The 14,100-nt window shown below is 45.9% G+C and carries 27 protein-coding genes and 2 pseudogenes; all 29 read right to left on the minus strand.

What is annotated here, in order from left to right:
• Nucleotides 1–105: 105 nt before the first annotated feature.
• Nucleotides 106–414 (minus strand): annotated as a pseudogene (locus BDD30_RS11260) (helix-turn-helix domain-containing protein); the annotation flags it as partial.
• 241 nt (nucleotides 415–655) lie between these two features.
• Nucleotides 656–772: pseudogene (locus tag BDD30_RS11265) on the minus strand (alternative ribosome-rescue factor A); the annotation flags it as partial.
• Nucleotides 773–850: 78 nt separating this feature from the next.
• Nucleotides 851–1,267 carry a Zn(2+)-responsive transcriptional regulator gene (gene zntR, locus BDD30_RS11270; RefSeq protein ID WP_041382568.1) on the minus strand — a complete coding sequence of 139 codons (417 nt, stop codon included), beginning with the start codon at nucleotides 1,265–1,267 and terminating at the stop codon, nucleotides 851–853.
• A gap of 133 nt (nucleotides 1,268–1,400) precedes the next feature.
• Nucleotides 1,401–1,793: a 50S ribosomal protein L17 gene (gene rplQ / locus BDD30_RS11275; protein ID WP_015836265.1), complete on the minus strand. Its 393-nt coding sequence runs from the start codon at nucleotides 1,791–1,793 to the stop codon at nucleotides 1,401–1,403.
• Nucleotides 1,794–1,833: 40 nt separating this feature from the next.
• A complete protein-coding gene (locus BDD30_RS11280) occupies nucleotides 1,834–2,823 on the minus strand; it encodes a DNA-directed RNA polymerase subunit alpha (RefSeq protein WP_011148772.1) in 990 nt (329 codons plus the stop codon).
• Between the two features lie 25 nt (nucleotides 2,824–2,848).
• Complete coding sequence (gene rpsD / locus BDD30_RS11285; RefSeq protein WP_015836266.1) at nucleotides 2,849–3,469, minus strand: 30S ribosomal protein S4; 621 nt, start codon at nucleotides 3,467–3,469, stop codon at nucleotides 2,849–2,851.
• A gap of 35 nt (nucleotides 3,470–3,504) precedes the next feature.
• Nucleotides 3,505–3,894, minus strand: a complete 390-nt coding sequence (rpsK, locus tag BDD30_RS11290; protein WP_002919257.1) for a 30S ribosomal protein S11 — start codon at nucleotides 3,892–3,894, stop codon at nucleotides 3,505–3,507.
• Between the two features lie 15 nt (nucleotides 3,895–3,909).
• Nucleotides 3,910–4,266, minus strand: a complete 357-nt coding sequence (gene rpsM, locus BDD30_RS11295; RefSeq protein ID WP_011148774.1) for a 30S ribosomal protein S13 — start codon at nucleotides 4,264–4,266, stop codon at nucleotides 3,910–3,912.
• A 146-nt stretch (nucleotides 4,267–4,412) separates the two neighbouring features.
• Complete coding sequence (gene rpmJ, locus BDD30_RS11300; RefSeq protein WP_002227352.1) at nucleotides 4,413–4,529, minus strand: 50S ribosomal protein L36; 117 nt, start codon at nucleotides 4,527–4,529, stop codon at nucleotides 4,413–4,415.
• A gap of 32 nt (nucleotides 4,530–4,561) precedes the next feature.
• Nucleotides 4,562–5,893, minus strand: a complete 1,332-nt coding sequence (secY, locus tag BDD30_RS11305; RefSeq protein ID WP_015836268.1) for a preprotein translocase subunit SecY — start codon at nucleotides 5,891–5,893, stop codon at nucleotides 4,562–4,564.
• A 7-nt stretch (nucleotides 5,894–5,900) separates the two neighbouring features.
• On the minus strand, nucleotides 5,901–6,335 hold the full coding sequence (gene rplO / locus BDD30_RS11310) for a 50S ribosomal protein L15 (protein WP_015836269.1): 435 nt from the start codon (nucleotides 6,333–6,335) through the stop codon (nucleotides 5,901–5,903).
• A gap of 3 nt (nucleotides 6,336–6,338) precedes the next feature.
• The gene (rpmD, locus tag BDD30_RS11315) at nucleotides 6,339–6,518 is read right to left on the minus strand and encodes a 50S ribosomal protein L30 (RefSeq protein WP_011148777.1); all 180 of its coding nucleotides are present in this window, start codon (nucleotides 6,516–6,518) and stop codon (nucleotides 6,339–6,341) included.
• Nucleotides 6,519–6,523: 5 nt separating this feature from the next.
• Nucleotides 6,524–7,024: a 30S ribosomal protein S5 gene (gene rpsE / locus BDD30_RS11320; RefSeq protein WP_015836271.1), complete on the minus strand. Its 501-nt coding sequence runs from the start codon at nucleotides 7,022–7,024 to the stop codon at nucleotides 6,524–6,526.
• 14 nt (nucleotides 7,025–7,038) lie between these two features.
• The gene (gene rplR, locus BDD30_RS11325; RefSeq protein ID WP_011148779.1) at nucleotides 7,039–7,392 is read right to left on the minus strand and encodes a 50S ribosomal protein L18; all 354 of its coding nucleotides are present in this window, start codon (nucleotides 7,390–7,392) and stop codon (nucleotides 7,039–7,041) included.
• Nucleotides 7,393–7,401: 9 nt separating this feature from the next.
• Nucleotides 7,402–7,935: a 50S ribosomal protein L6 gene (gene rplF / locus BDD30_RS11330; RefSeq protein WP_015836272.1), complete on the minus strand. Its 534-nt coding sequence runs from the start codon at nucleotides 7,933–7,935 to the stop codon at nucleotides 7,402–7,404.
• 14 nt (nucleotides 7,936–7,949) lie between these two features.
• Nucleotides 7,950–8,342, minus strand: a complete 393-nt coding sequence (gene rpsH, locus BDD30_RS11335; RefSeq protein WP_041382572.1) for a 30S ribosomal protein S8 — start codon at nucleotides 8,340–8,342, stop codon at nucleotides 7,950–7,952.
• Between the two features lie 33 nt (nucleotides 8,343–8,375).
• The gene (gene rpsN / locus BDD30_RS11340) at nucleotides 8,376–8,681 is read right to left on the minus strand and encodes a 30S ribosomal protein S14 (RefSeq protein ID WP_015836274.1); all 306 of its coding nucleotides are present in this window, start codon (nucleotides 8,679–8,681) and stop codon (nucleotides 8,376–8,378) included.
• Nucleotides 8,682–8,693: 12 nt separating this feature from the next.
• Nucleotides 8,694–9,233: a 50S ribosomal protein L5 gene (gene rplE / locus BDD30_RS11345; RefSeq protein ID WP_015836275.1), complete on the minus strand. Its 540-nt coding sequence runs from the start codon at nucleotides 9,231–9,233 to the stop codon at nucleotides 8,694–8,696.
• A 14-nt stretch (nucleotides 9,234–9,247) separates the two neighbouring features.
• Nucleotides 9,248–9,562, minus strand: coding sequence for a 50S ribosomal protein L24 (gene rplX / locus BDD30_RS11350; RefSeq protein ID WP_015836276.1), 315 nt, complete (start codon nucleotides 9,560–9,562; stop codon nucleotides 9,248–9,250).
• 10 nt (nucleotides 9,563–9,572) lie between these two features.
• Nucleotides 9,573–9,944, minus strand: coding sequence for a 50S ribosomal protein L14 (gene rplN / locus BDD30_RS11355; RefSeq protein WP_015836277.1), 372 nt, complete (start codon nucleotides 9,942–9,944; stop codon nucleotides 9,573–9,575).
• 167 nt (nucleotides 9,945–10,111) lie between these two features.
• On the minus strand, nucleotides 10,112–10,366 hold the full coding sequence (gene rpsQ / locus BDD30_RS11360) for a 30S ribosomal protein S17 (RefSeq protein WP_015836278.1): 255 nt from the start codon (nucleotides 10,364–10,366) through the stop codon (nucleotides 10,112–10,114).
• On the minus strand, nucleotides 10,366–10,557 hold the full coding sequence (gene rpmC / locus BDD30_RS11365) for a 50S ribosomal protein L29 (RefSeq protein ID WP_021322794.1): 192 nt from the start codon (nucleotides 10,555–10,557) through the stop codon (nucleotides 10,366–10,368). The genes rpsQ and rpmC overlap by 1 nt, the downstream gene beginning before the upstream one ends.
• A complete protein-coding gene (gene rplP, locus BDD30_RS11370) occupies nucleotides 10,557–10,967 on the minus strand; it encodes a 50S ribosomal protein L16 (RefSeq protein ID WP_012990491.1) in 411 nt (136 codons plus the stop codon). The genes rpmC and rplP overlap by 1 nt, the downstream gene beginning before the upstream one ends.
• Before the next feature lie 12 nt (nucleotides 10,968–10,979).
• The gene (gene rpsC / locus BDD30_RS11375; protein ID WP_015836279.1) at nucleotides 10,980–11,681 is read right to left on the minus strand and encodes a 30S ribosomal protein S3; all 702 of its coding nucleotides are present in this window, start codon (nucleotides 11,679–11,681) and stop codon (nucleotides 10,980–10,982) included.
• A 17-nt stretch (nucleotides 11,682–11,698) separates the two neighbouring features.
• On the minus strand, nucleotides 11,699–12,031 hold the full coding sequence (gene rplV / locus BDD30_RS11380) for a 50S ribosomal protein L22 (RefSeq protein WP_011148790.1): 333 nt from the start codon (nucleotides 12,029–12,031) through the stop codon (nucleotides 11,699–11,701).
• Nucleotides 12,032–12,045: 14 nt separating this feature from the next.
• Nucleotides 12,046–12,324, minus strand: a complete 279-nt coding sequence (rpsS, locus tag BDD30_RS11385) for a 30S ribosomal protein S19 (RefSeq protein ID WP_011148791.1) — start codon at nucleotides 12,322–12,324, stop codon at nucleotides 12,046–12,048.
• 14 nt (nucleotides 12,325–12,338) lie between these two features.
• Entirely contained in the window at nucleotides 12,339–13,163 is an 825-nt protein-coding gene (rplB, locus tag BDD30_RS11390) for a 50S ribosomal protein L2 (RefSeq protein ID WP_015836280.1), read from the minus strand.
• 18 nt (nucleotides 13,164–13,181) lie between these two features.
• Nucleotides 13,182–13,484 (minus strand): 50S ribosomal protein L23, encoded by a 303-nt coding sequence (rplW, locus tag BDD30_RS11395; protein ID WP_015836281.1) that lies wholly within the window; start codon nucleotides 13,482–13,484, stop codon nucleotides 13,182–13,184.
• Nucleotides 13,481–14,086, minus strand: coding sequence for a 50S ribosomal protein L4 (rplD, locus tag BDD30_RS11400; protein WP_015836282.1), 606 nt, complete (start codon nucleotides 14,084–14,086; stop codon nucleotides 13,481–13,483). The genes rplW and rplD overlap by 4 nt, the downstream gene beginning before the upstream one ends.
• Nucleotides 14,087–14,100: the final 14 nt, after the last annotated feature.

The raw sequence follows: 14,100 nt of genomic DNA on the forward strand, positions 1-14,100 counted from the left end.
CTGGTTTTGCGACGACAGATAATTGATGACATGAACGGCATATCGGCCTGCTGATGAACCTGATATAAAAAATGGCTCTCTGAAGCCGACCGGTTTTTCAAGGCGGATAACCGCCTGTGTGGTGGGCAGAAGATTTGCGGTCAGATAAGCGATAAGTTCCTGCGTCTGTGTTTCGCTGAGGTGGCTCTGAGAGCCGCCATTTTCGGGCTTCAGTTTGCGGTGATTAAGGTAATCGCTGATATGACGATTAACGGTCGTTTCATGCAGGCGCAGGGCCTGAGCGATCATGACAGAACTCCAGCCCTCAGAGGCCAGAAGGACCGCTTTGATGCGATCACTCTCCCTCTTATCATGGCAGGTGTGATGGAGGTGCTCAAGTTCGGCTTTTTGTTCATCGGTAATGAATATTTTCATGACGGATACCCTGAACCTCATTTGGGCGAAAATCAAGCAGTTTCAATGAGCACAGGTATATCATCAGCTTAAGAAACTGACGGAGACAAATAGAGTGATGATCCTCACTAATTAAAATAGTTTATTGATACTATTTCATCTGGATTTCAAACGTACAAAAAATTAAATACCCATCCAGAACTGGAATTTGGCATCATCAAAATTAGAAATTTATTTCGATGACGTAACGTAATAATGTTGTATAGCTTCCTTTCCCTTTTTTATTTTTCTCAACTCGTTGTTTGAATAGTGGATCACGCAATAGAGCTTCAATAGCATTATCTTTTATTACACCTTTTTTATGGTGATATACAGTCATAATATTCCTTTGTCATCTTCACTTGTCTAAAAAATAGAAATTCTATTTGTTAAATTTCCAATAATACAAGGAAATTATTTATTCCTTATTTAAAGCGCCTTGCTCTAATGTTTCAAGAATGGAACAATATGTGCTTATATGAGAACTACCACAACAAGCATCACTTAACCTCTTAAGTGAATCACGCATCTTTCGCATTTCAAGAAGTTTCTCCTCCACTTCCACCAATCTAGAATCTACAATTTGCTTCGATTCTTCACAAGTATGATGATCAGGATCTACACGAATAGACAATAATTCAGTAATAGCTTCCAATGTAAATCCTAACTGCTTAGCATAACGTATAAATCGAAGACGCTGTAGATCTTGCTCAGTATAAAGCCTATATCCCCCCTCAGTACGGTTCTGATGTTCCATCATTCCCTGTTTTTCATAGAAACGTACTGTATCAGGTGTCACATTCGCTAATCTAGCTAGTTGTCCAATACGATACATCTTTATACCTCCTACAATAGATAATATTGTTTGAAATATCAGCATAACAGGATTGAAAGAAATAAGTGAGATATTCGAACATACAGATGTAAAAAAACCGGGATAAACCCGGTTCTTTTACATGCTCTACAGATTACTCCGCAGTCGCAACTTCTGTTTGAGGCTCAGCAGCACGGTCAACAAGCTCGATGTATGCCATCGGAGCATTATCACCAGCACGGAAGCCACACTTCAGAATACGAGTGTAACCACCTGCACGGCTCGCAAAACGCGGGCCCAGCTCATTAAACAGTTTTGCCACGATTTCGTTATCACGAATACGGGCGAATGCCAGACGACGATTAGCTACGCTGTCGATCTTGGCAAGAGTAATCAGCGGCTCAACGACGCGACGCAGTTCTTTCGCTTTAGGCAGAGTCGTCTTGATGATTTCATGACGAACCAAAGAACTTGCCATATTGCGGAACATAGCTTGGCGATGGCTGCTGTTGCGGTTCAATTGACGACCACTCTTACGATGGCGCATGACCTTATCCTTCTCAGTAAAACCTTAACCTGTGATCTAGTTATTCATCAGCAATACTTGCTGGTGGCCAGTTTTCTAAGCGCATGCCCAGAGATAAGCCACGTGAAGCCAGTACGTCTTTGATCTCTGTAAGAGATTTTTTACCCAGGTTAGGCGTCTTAAGTAACTCAACCTCGGTACGCTGTACCAAATCACCGATGTAGTGGATAGCTTCTGCCTTAAGACAGTTAGCAGAGCGGACAGTCAATTCCAGATCGTCAACAGGGCGCAGCAGGATCGGATCAAACTCTGGCTTCTCTTCTTTTACTTCTGGCTGACGTACATCACGTAAATCAACAAAAGCTTCCAGCTGTTCAGCCAAAATGGTAGCTGCACGGCGAATCGCTTCTTCAGGATCGATTGTGCCGTTAGTCTCCATCTCGATAACCAACTTGTCCAAATCGGTACGTTGTTCTACACGCGCTGCTTCAACATTGTAGGCAATACGCTCTACTGGGCTATAACAAGCGTCTACTAACAAACGACCAATAGGGCGCTCATCTTCTTCCGAATGAATCCGGGCAGAAGCCGGCACATAACCCCGACCACGCTGAACTTTAATACGCATGCTAATAGAAGCAGTTTCGTCTGTCAGGTGGCAGATTACATGTTGCGGCTTGACGATTTCGACATCACCGTCGTGGATAATGTCGGCTGCAGTCACAGGGCCAATGCCAGACTTATTCAAGGTAAGAATAACTTCATCTTTGCCCTGAACTCTTACCGCCAGCCCTTTCAGGTTGAGGAGAATCTCCAGGATATCTTCCTGTACACCTTCTTTGGTGCTGTACTCATGCAGTACACCATCAATCTCAACCTCAGTCACCGCACAACCCGGCATAGACGAAAGCAGAATACGGCGCAGTGCGTTGCCTAGAGTATGGCCAAAGCCACGCTCTAATGGCTCAAGGGTCACCTTGGCGTGCGTCGAACTGACTTGCTCGATATCTACCAGGCGCGGTTTTAGAAACTCTGTCACAGAACCCTGCATTGTGTCCTCTCTTTGGTGCTAAGCTTTACTTAGAGTAAAGCTCGACGATCAGGTGTTCGTTGATATCAGCGGACAGATCGGCACGTTCTGGAATACGTTTGAACACACCTTCCATCTTCACAGCATCAACTTCCAACCAAGTTGGTTTCTCACGCTGCTCAGCCAGCTCTAAAGCCGCCTTAATACGAGACTGCTTTTTCGATTTTTCACGAACGCTGACTACGTCATTCGGGGATACCTGATAAGAAGCAATATTAACAACACGACCATTTACCATGATAGCCTTGTGGCTCACCATTTGGCGTGATTCAGCACGAGTTGCACCGAAACCCATACGGTAAACAACATTGTCCAAGCGACCTTCCAGCAAACTCAGCAAATTTTCACCTGTGTTGCCTTTCAGACGAGTTGCTTCTTTATAATAGTTACGGAATTGACGCTCTAGAACACCGTAAATACGACGAACTTTTTGTTTTTCACGTAACTGTACACCATAGTCAGATAAGCGCGGTTTACGTGCGCCATGCTGCCCAGGTGGTTGTTCCAATTTACACTTGGTGTCAATCGCGCGAACGCCAGATTTCAGAAATAGATCTGTACCCTCGCGACGGCTCAGCTTGAGCTTAGGACCCAAATATCTTGCCATTTTCTTTCTCCAACAAACCTAAAAAGTAAACGCTATTAAACGCGACGTTTTTTAGGTGGACGACAACCGTTATGAGGGATCGGAGTCACATCAGTAATGTTAGTGATGCGAAAACCTGCCGCATTTAACGCACGGATAGTTGACTCGCGGCCTGGGCCTGGTCCTTTAACCATAACTTCCAGGTTCTTAATCCCGTATTCTTTCACTGCTTCAGCGCAGCGCTCTGCCGCAACCTGGGCTGCAAACGGAGTAGATTTACGAGAACCACGGAAACCGGAACCACCAGCAGTTGCCCAACCCAGGGCATTGCCCTGACGGTCAGTAATAGTCACGATGGTGTTGTTGAAAGAAGCATGGATATGAGCCACACCGTCAGAGACTTGCTTTCTTACACGCTTACGTGCACGAATAGGTGCTTTTGCCATTATACAATACCCCGATTATTTCTTGATCGGCTTACGTGGACCCTTACGGGTACGTGCATTGGTCTTAGTACGCTGACCGCGAACTGGTAGACCACGACGGTGACGTAAACCACGATAAGTACCAAGATCCATCAGACGTTTGATGCTCAGGGTTACTTCACGACGCAAATCACCTTCTACAACGTATTTGGCAACTTCGTCACGCAGCTTGTCAATTTGCTCTTCAGACAGCTCACTGATCTTAACATGTTCAGCAATACCCGCTGCAGCACAAATGGCTTGAGAGCGAGTTTTACCAATTCCGTAGATCGATGTTAAAGCGATTACGGTATGCTTCTGATCAGGAATGTTAATGCCTGCTATACGGGCCACTATGCACTCCTAGAATTATTTACGGCAACACTATTCTGAAAAGCCCGTTTTCAGGATACTCAAACAATGTTGCTGTGATATAAAAAAGATTGGCTGGCTAATTTAGCCAGCTCAAACCGACTTTGCAAGAAAAATATGCTATTTTATTAGCCTTGGCGCTGTTTATGCTTAGGCTCTGCGCTGCAAATCACACGAACGACACCGTTACGCTTAACGATTTTGCAGTTGCGGCATAATTTCTTGACGGAAGCACGAACTTTCATTTTTACTCTCCGTAACTTCTCGAGCAAACCAATTAGCGGTTATAACCTTTAAGGTTTGCCTTCTTCAATGCAGACTCGTATTGACTTGACATCATTAGAGTTTGCACTTGAGCCATAAAGTCCATGATGACCACAACTACGATAAGTAGTGAAGTACCGCCAAAATAAAATGGTACTTTCATAGCATCACGCATGAACTCCGGGATTAGGCAGATAAAAGTAATATACATCGCACCAACCAAAGTCAGTCGTGTCATTACCTTATCAATGTACTTGGCCGTTTGCTCTCCCGGACGAATTCCTGGTACAAATGCACCGGACTTCTTCAGGTTATCTGCTGTCTCTCTCGGGTTGAAAACCAACGCGGTATAAAAGAAACAGAAGAAGATGATTGCAGACGCGTAGAGTAACACATAAAGCGGTTGCCCAGGCTGCAAGTACATTGAAATAGTAGTCAGCCAGTTCCAACCGGTTCCCCCCCCGAACCAAGAAGCTATGGTACCAGGGAAAAGAATGATGCTGGAAGCAAAAATTGCGGGGATAACCCCAGCCATATTCACTTTCAACGGTAAATGTGTACTCTGTGCTGCGTAAACTCGGCGACCCTGTTGACGTTTCGCATAGTTAACAACGATACGTCGTTGGCCACGCTCCATGAAAACAACGAAGAAAGTTACTGCAAACACTAACACTGCAACCAACAGCAACAGGAGGAAGTGCAGATCGCCTTGCCTAGCTTGCTCGATGGTATGGCCAATAGCCGGCGGTAAACCCGCAACAATACCAGCAAAGATTATGATAGAAATACCGTTTCCAATACCTCGCTCAGTAATCTGCTCACCCAGCCACATCAGGAACATCGTTCCAGTAACCAAGCTCACAACAGCCGTGAAGTAGAAAGCAAATCCTGGGTTAATTACCAGCCCTTGCATACCTGGCATATTCGGCAAACCGGTAGCAATACCGATCGACTGGAATATAGCCAGCACTAAAGTGCCATAACGGGTATACTGACTAATCTTACGACGACCAGATTCTCCTTCCTTCTTAATCTCAGCTAACGTTGGATGAACCACTGTCAGCAGCTGGATAATAATAGACGCAGAAATATACGGCATTATTCCCAGCGCAAAGATAGAAGCACGACTTAAAGCACCACCAGAGAACATGTTAAACATTTCAATGATGGTGCCTCTTTGCTGCTCGAGCAATTTGGCAAGCACAGTGGCATCAATACCAGGAATAGGAATAAAAGAGCCAATACGGAAAACAATCAGCGCTCCAATAACAAACAACAGTCTGCGTTTCAGCTCGCCCAGTCCACCTTTAGCACTTTGAAAATCTAATCCTGGTTGTTTAGCCATCTGTTACTTATTCCTCAATTTTACCGCCAGCAGCTTCAATTGCAGCACGGGCGCCCTTAGTAACACGCAGGCCACGCACAGTTACTGCGCGATTGATTTCGCCAGAAAGTATAACTTTCGCAAATTCAATTTGAATGCCTACGATGTTTGCGGCTTTCAGTGCGTTCAGATCGATAATATCGCCTTCAACGGCAGAAAAATCAGACAAACGAACTTCTGCTGTAACCATTGCCTTACGTGAAGTGAAGCCAAATTTTGGCAAACGACGATATAAAGGCATCTGACCACCTTCAAAACCGCGACGTACGCCACCGCCAGAACGAGATTTCTGACCTTTGTGACCACGGCCACCAGTTTTACCCAGGCCAGAACCAATACCACGACCTACACGTTTAGGCGCATGCTTGGCACCTTCAGCCGGAGACAGAGTATTTAAACGCATCTGTTACTCCTCAACTTTAACCATATAGGAAACCAAGTTAATCATACCACGTATAGCCGGAGTATCTTCACGCTCTACTGTATGACCGATACGACGCAGACCTAAACCAACCAGAGTTGCCTTATGTTTAGGCAGACGGCCGATTGAACTGCGAATTTGTGTTACTTTAATAGTCTTAGCCATGGCCATTACCCCAGAATTTCTTCGACGGATTTACCACGCTTAGCTGCGACCATTTCTGGAGACTTCATGCTGTCTAAAGCATCCAGGGTTGCACGAACCACATTGATTGGGTTAGTGGAACCATAGGTTTTAGCCAGTACGTTACGAACACCAGCTACTTCCAAAACAGCACGCATAGCACCACCGGCAATGATACCAGTACCTTCATGAGCAGGCTGCATGAACACGCGGGAACCGGTGTGTGCACCTTTCACTGGATGATGCAAAGTGCCGCTGTTCAGTGCGACGGTTTTCATATTGCGACGGGCTTTTTCCATCGCTTTCTGGATTGCTGCCGGAACTTCGCGTGCTTTGCCATAGCCAAAACCAACGCGACCATTACCATCACCTACAACAGTCAGTGCGGTAAAGCTGAAAATCCGGCCACCTTTTACGGTTTTAGATACGCGGTTTACCGCGATCAGCTTTTCCTGCAGTTCGCCAGCTTGTTTCTCGATGTGAGCCATCTTACACCTCTACCTTAGAACTGAAGGCCAGCTTCACGGGCAGCATCTGCCAGTGCCTGGACTCGACCATGATATTGGAAACCAGAACGGTCAAAGGATACATCTTTGATACCTTTTTCCAGTGCACGTTCAGCAATTGCTTTACCAACTGCTGCTGCTGCTTCTTTATTTCCAGTGTATTTCAATTGCTCATTGATAGCTTTTTCTGTAGTAGAAGCTGCCACCAAAGTTTCAGAACCGTTTGGTGCGATAACCTGCGCATAAATATGGCGAGGGGTACGATGTACCACCAGGCGAGTCGCACCCAGTTCCTGGAGTTTGCGGCGTGCGCGGGTCGCACGACGGATACGAGCTGCTTTCTTATCCATAGTGTTACCTTACTTCTTCTTAGCCTCTTTGATACGCACGACTTCGTCGGCGTAACGAACACCCTTACCTTTATAAGGCTCAGGACGACGATAGGCACGCAGTTCTGCCGCAACCTGACCGATTACCTGCTTATCAGCACCTTTCAGTACGATTTCAGTTTGTGACGGACATTCTGCAGTAATGCCTGCTGGCAGTTCGTGGTCAACTGGATGTGAGAAGCCCAGAGACAAATTAACAACATTGCCCTTGACTGCTGCACGATAACCAACACCTACCAGTTGAAGCTTCTTAGTGAAGCCTTCGGTAACACCAATAACCATAGCATTCAGCAAAGAACGAGTAGTACCCGCCTGTGCCCAACCATCTACATAACCATCGCGTGGAGCGAAGGTCAGTTGGTTATCTGCATGCTTAACTTCAACTGCATTGTGGATTGTACGACTCAACTCGCCGTTTTTACCCTTAATCGAAATAACCTGACCACTGAGTTTTACCTCTACGCCGGCAGGAATGACGACGGGTGCTTTTGCAACACGAGACATTCTTTCCTCCCGAATTAAGCTACGTAGCAGAGAATCTCGCCACCAAGACCAGCTTGGCGAGCTGCACGATCAGTCATTACACCTTTAGAGGTAGAAATAACAGCAATACCTAAACCCGCCATAACTTGTGGCAGCTCATCTTTTTTCTTATAGATGCGCAGACTTGGGCGGCTTACGCGCTGAATACTTTCTACAACAGCTTTACCTTGGAAGTACTTCAATACTAATTCCAATTCCGGCTTGGTGTCGCCTTCGATTTTGTAATCTTCAATATAGCCTTCTTCCTTCAGCACTTTGGCAATTGCCACTTTCAGCTTAGAGGAAGGCATGGTGACCGCAACTTTATTCGCGGCCTGACCGTTACGGATACGGGTCAGCATATCCGCGATGGGATCTTGCATGCTCATCTGTCTTTACTCCCGTGATTCAATTGGTGACAATTACCAGCTAGCCTTTTTAAGGCCCGGAATTTCACCGCGCATAGCGGCTTCACGGACTTTAATACGGCTCAACCCAAACTTCCGCAAAAATGCATGCGGACGCCCAGTTTGGCGACAGCGGTTACGCTGACGAGAAGGGCTGGAATCACGTGGCAGCGTTTGCAGCTTAAGAACAGCATTCCAACGCTCTTCATCAGATGCATTCACATCAGAAATAATAGCCTTCAATTCTACACGCTTAGTAAAGAATTTCTCAGCCAATTTCACACGTTTTACATCACGTGCTTTCATTGATTGCTTAGCCATGAATACCCTGCCTTACTTGCGGAACGGGAAGTTAAAAGCAGCCAACAGTGCGCGGCCTTCATCATCAGATTTCGCAGTTGTGGTGATAGTAATATCTAAACCACGCACACGATCCACTTTATCGTAATCGATTTCAGGGAAGATGATTTGCTCACGGACACCCATGCTGTAATTACCACGACCATCAAATGACTTAGCAGATAAACCACGGAAGTCACGAATACGAGGTACAGCAATAGAAATCAGGCGCTCAAGAAACTCCCACATACGTTCACCACGCAGGGTAACTTTACAGCCGATCGGATAGCCCTGACGGATTTTGAAGCCTGCAACTGACTTGCGTGCTTTGGTGATAAATGGTTTTTGACCAGAGATTGCAGCCAAATCTGCTGCTGCATTGTCCAGCAGTTTTTTATCAGCAATCGCTTCACCAACACCCATGTTCAGGGTGATCTTCTCGACCCTAGGGACTTGCATGACAGAATTGTAGTCAAACTGAGTCATCAGTTTTTGGACTACCTCGTCTTTGTAGTAATCATGCAGTTTCGCCATCGCATTACTCCAAATTACTTGATAGTTTCACTATTAGATTTGAAGAAACGAACTTTTTTACCGTCTTCAAATCTAAAACCTACACGGTCAGCCTTACCGGTTATCGCATTGAAGATTGCAACGTTTGAAACTTGAATTGCAGCTTCTTTTTCAACGATGCCACCCGGCTGATTCAGAGCCGGAACAGGCTTCTGATGTTTTTTAACCAAGTTAATACCTTCAACAATGACCTTTCCAGTAGAAAGAACCTGTTTTACTTTACCGCGCTTACCTTTATCTTTGCCAGTCAGCACGATAACTTCGTCATCACGACGGATTTTCGCTGCCATTGTCCGCTCCTTAGAGTACTTCTGGTGCCAGGGAGATAATTTTCATGAACTTCTCATTACGAAGTTCACGAGTTACCGGCCCAAAAATACGCGTACCGATAACTTGCTCACTCGTGTTGTTTAACAACACGCAAGCATTGCCATCGAAGCGAATGACAGAACCGTCAGGGCGACGAACACCCTTCTTGGTGCGCACCACTACCGCTTTCAGGACATCACCTTTTTTCACTTTACCACGAGGAATTGCTTCCTTGATGGTGATTTTAATGATGTCGCCGACGTGTGCGTAGCGACGGTGCGAGCCACCCAGAACCTTGATACACATTACGCGACGTGCACCGGAGTTGTCGGCCACGTTCAGCATAGTCTGTTCTTGGATCATTTTAGTGCTCCGCTAAATGTCAACTACTACTGAGCCTACTTCACTATTAAAGAGGCCATTCAGATACCCCATATCATAAGGGCGCGGCATTATAACACCACATATCAGATATGGATAGAAAAAATAAACGGCTCATTGCCTGAGCCGTTTACTCTATTCGAGTCAGCTTACAGAATCGCTTTCTCTACAACGCGAACTAAGGTCCAAGATTTAGTTTTGGACAATGGACGGGTTTCGCGGATTTCCACCACATCACCTATTCCACATTCATTGCTCTCGTCATGTACGTGCAGTTTAGTCGTACGTTTAATGAATTTACCATATAGAGGATGCTTCACCTTACGCTCAATAGCAACAACAATAGATTTCTCCATTTTGTCACTAACAACACGACCTTGCAGAGTACGGATTTTATCGGTCATTACGCACCCGCCTTCTCAGTCAGTAAAGTCTTAACGCGTGCGATATCACGACGCACTTGTTTCAACAGGTGAGACTGTTGTAGCTGGCCACTCGCTGCCTGCATACGCAGGTTAAATTGTTCACGCAGCAGGTTCAGCAGCTCAGTGTTCAGCTCTTCAACGCTTTTTTCGCGCAGCTCTTGTGCTTTCATTACATCACCGTCTTAGTTACAAAGGTGGTTTTGATAGGCAGTTTCGCTGCTGCCAGCTTGAATGCTTCACGAGCCAGCTCTTCAGGCACACCGTCCATTTCATAAAGGACTTTACCAGGCTGGATCAAGGCAACCCAATATTCTACGTTACCTTTACCTTTACCCATACGTACTTCGAGTGGCTTTTCAGTGATTGGTTTATCTGGAAACACACGAATCCAGATTTTACCTTGACGTTTAATTGCACGAGTCATAGCACGACGTGCCGCTTCAATCTGACGAGCCGTCAGACGACCACGGCCCACAGCTTTCAGACCGAAAGTGCCGAAGCTAACATCCGCACCTGCTGCCAGACCACGGTTACGGCCTTTGTGCACTTTACGGAATTTCGTACGCTTTGGTTGTAACATCAGCGACTCTCCTTACTTGCGGCCTTTACGCTGCTGCTTTTTAGGTTGAGCAGCCGGTTTTTCCGCCTGTTCAACAGCAGCCATACCACCCAAGATCTCACCTTTGAAGATCCATACCTTAACGCCGAGCACCCCATAAGTGGTGTGTGCTTCTGAAGTGTTATAATCGATGTCTGCTCGCAATGTGTGCAACGGTACACGACCTTCACGATACCATTCAGTACGCGCGATTTCGGCACCACCCAAGCGGCCACTTACTTCCACTTTAATGCCTTTAGCACCTAAACGCATTGCGTTCTGGACTGCACGCTTCATAGCACGACGGAACATAACACGACGTTCCAACTGTGAAGTGATACTATCAGCAACCAGTTTTGCGTCCAATTCAGGCTTACGAACTTCAGAGATATTAATTTGCGCAGGAACACCAGCGATTTCCGCTACTGTTTTACGCAATTTTTCTACGTCTTCACCTTTCTTACCGATTACGATACCTGGGCGAGCAGTGTGAATAGTTACACGAATGCTTTTAGCAGGACGTTCAATAACAATGCGTGAAATAGACGCTTTTGCCAATTCTTTATTCAAGTATTGGCGCACTTTAAAATCGCTGTCCAGGTTATCAGCGAATTCTTTGGTATTCGCATACCAGGTAGAGTTCCAAGGTTTGACAATACCCAGGCGAATACCATTAGGATGTACTTTCTGACCCATTGCTAGTCTCCAGAGTCTCAGCGATCGGACACAACCACAGTAATGTGGCTGCTGCGCTTCAGGATGCGATCTGCACGACCTTTTGCACGAGGCATAATACGCTTCATGGTCGGGCCTTCGTCTACGAAAATCTTCGTGACTTTCAGATCATCAATGTCAGCCCCATCGTTGTGTTCTGCATTAGCAATAGCAGACTCAAGTACTTTCTTCACTAAACCAGCAGCTTTCTTATTGGTATAGGTCAGAGTTTCCAGAGCTTGCGACACTTTCTTACCGCGAATCAGGTCAGCCACAAGGCGAACCTTCTGAGCAGAAGAACGAGCGTGGCGATGTTTAGCGATAGTTTCCATCTCTTCCTCCTACCTTAACGCTTTTTAGCCTTTTTATCGGCCGCATGGCCGCGATAAGTACGGGTCGGTGCGAATTCACCTAGTTTATGACCAACCATTTCGTCGGAAACAAAAACTGGTACATGCTGACGACCATTATGGACAGCGATGGTCAAACCGATCATGTTAGGAAAGATCGTTGAACGACGGGACCAAGTCTTAATAGGCTTTTTGTCTCCGCTTTCCACCGCTTTCTCTACCTTCTTCAGCAAGTGCAGGTCAATAAATGGACCTTTCTTGAGAGAACGTGGCATGGCTTATCCTCTAATTATTTTTTAGTACGGCGACGTACGATGAACTGATCAGTACGTTTATTACTACGGGTCTTCTTACCTTTAGTCTGAACACCCCAAGGAGTTACAGGATGTTTACCAAAGTTACGACCTTCACCACCACCATGTGGGTGATCTACTGGGTTCATCGCCGTACCACGAACGGTAGGACGAATACCACGCCAGCGACTTGCACCAGCTTTACCCAGAACGCGTAACATGTGTTCTGCATTACCAACTTCACCTAAAGTAGCACGACAGTCAGACAGAACTTTACGCATTTCACCAGAACGCAGACGCAGGGTCACATAAGAACCATCACGAGCAACGATCTGAACATATGCACCAGCTGAACGAGCCAACTGACCACCTTTACCCGGTTTCATTTCTACGTTATGTACAGTAGAACCAACTGGGATATTGCGCATTGGCAATGCGTTACCAGCTTTGATAGCCGCGTCAGCACCAGATTGGATTTGATCACCAGCTTTCAAACCTTTAGGAGCGAGAATATAACGACGCTCACCGTCTTTATACAGAACCAGAGCGATGTTTGCTGAACGGTTTGGATCATATTCCAAACGCTCAACTACAGCAGGAATACCATCTTTATTACGTTTGAAATCAATCAAACGATAATGTTGTTTGTGGCCACCACCAATGTGACGAGTGGTAATACGACCATTGTTATTACGACCACCGGTTTTGCTGTTTTTTTCCAGCAATGGAGCATAAGGTTTGCCCTTATGCAGCTCAGGGTTAACCACCTTAACAACGTGGCGACGGCCCGGAGACGTAGGTTTACATTTAACAATTGCCATTGTCTTTACTCCTCCGACTTACTCTGCGCCACCAATGAAGTCCATATTCTGGCCTTCCTTTAAAGTGACGTAAGCTTTTTTCCAGTCGCTACGACGACCAATACGCTGACCGTGGCGTTTAGTTTTGCCTTTAACCAGCAAAGTGTTAACACCTTCAACTTCAACTTCAAATAATTTCTGAACAGCAACTTTGATTTCTGCTTTAGTCGCGTCTTTCGCAACTTTGAGAACGATGGTATTGCTTTTTTCCATCGCTGTAGAAGCTTTTTCAGATACGTGCGGCGCGCGCAGTACTTTCAGCAGACGTTCTTCACGGATCATGCCAGCATCTCCTCAACTTGCTTCACAGCATCAGCAGTCATAACCACTTTATCGAAGGCGATCAAACTAACTGGATCGATACCAGCCACATCACGGACATCAACCTTGTACAGATTGCGAGCTGCCAAGAATAAATTCTCATCAACTTCACCAGTGATAATCAGCACATCTTCCAGAGACATTTCTTTCAGTTTCTGAACCAGAAGCTTAGTCTTAGGAGCTTCTACAGAGAACTTCTCGACAACGATTAAACGATCTTGACGTACCAGCTCAGACAGGATGCTTTTCAGAGCACCACGGTACATTTTTTTATTAACTTTTTGACTGTGGTCCTGTGGCTTAGCTGCAAAAGTTACACCACCAGAGCGCCAAATTGGGCTCTTAATAGAACCAGAGCGTGCACGACCAGTGCCTTTCTGACGCCATGGCTTTTTACCTGAACCAGAAACTTCAGCACGGGTTTTCTGAGCACGAGTACCTTGACGTGCACCAGCTGCATAAGCAACAACTACTTGATGCACAAGCGCTTCATTAAAATCACGCCCGAAGGTAGTTTCGGAAACAGTCAGCGCGCCTTGCGCGTCTTTCATTACCAATTCCATTCCTATCTCCTCGA

This window comes from Photorhabdus asymbiotica, from assembly GCF_003634575.1.
GTDB classification, from domain to species: Bacteria; Pseudomonadota; Gammaproteobacteria; order Enterobacterales; family Enterobacteriaceae; genus Photorhabdus; species Photorhabdus asymbiotica.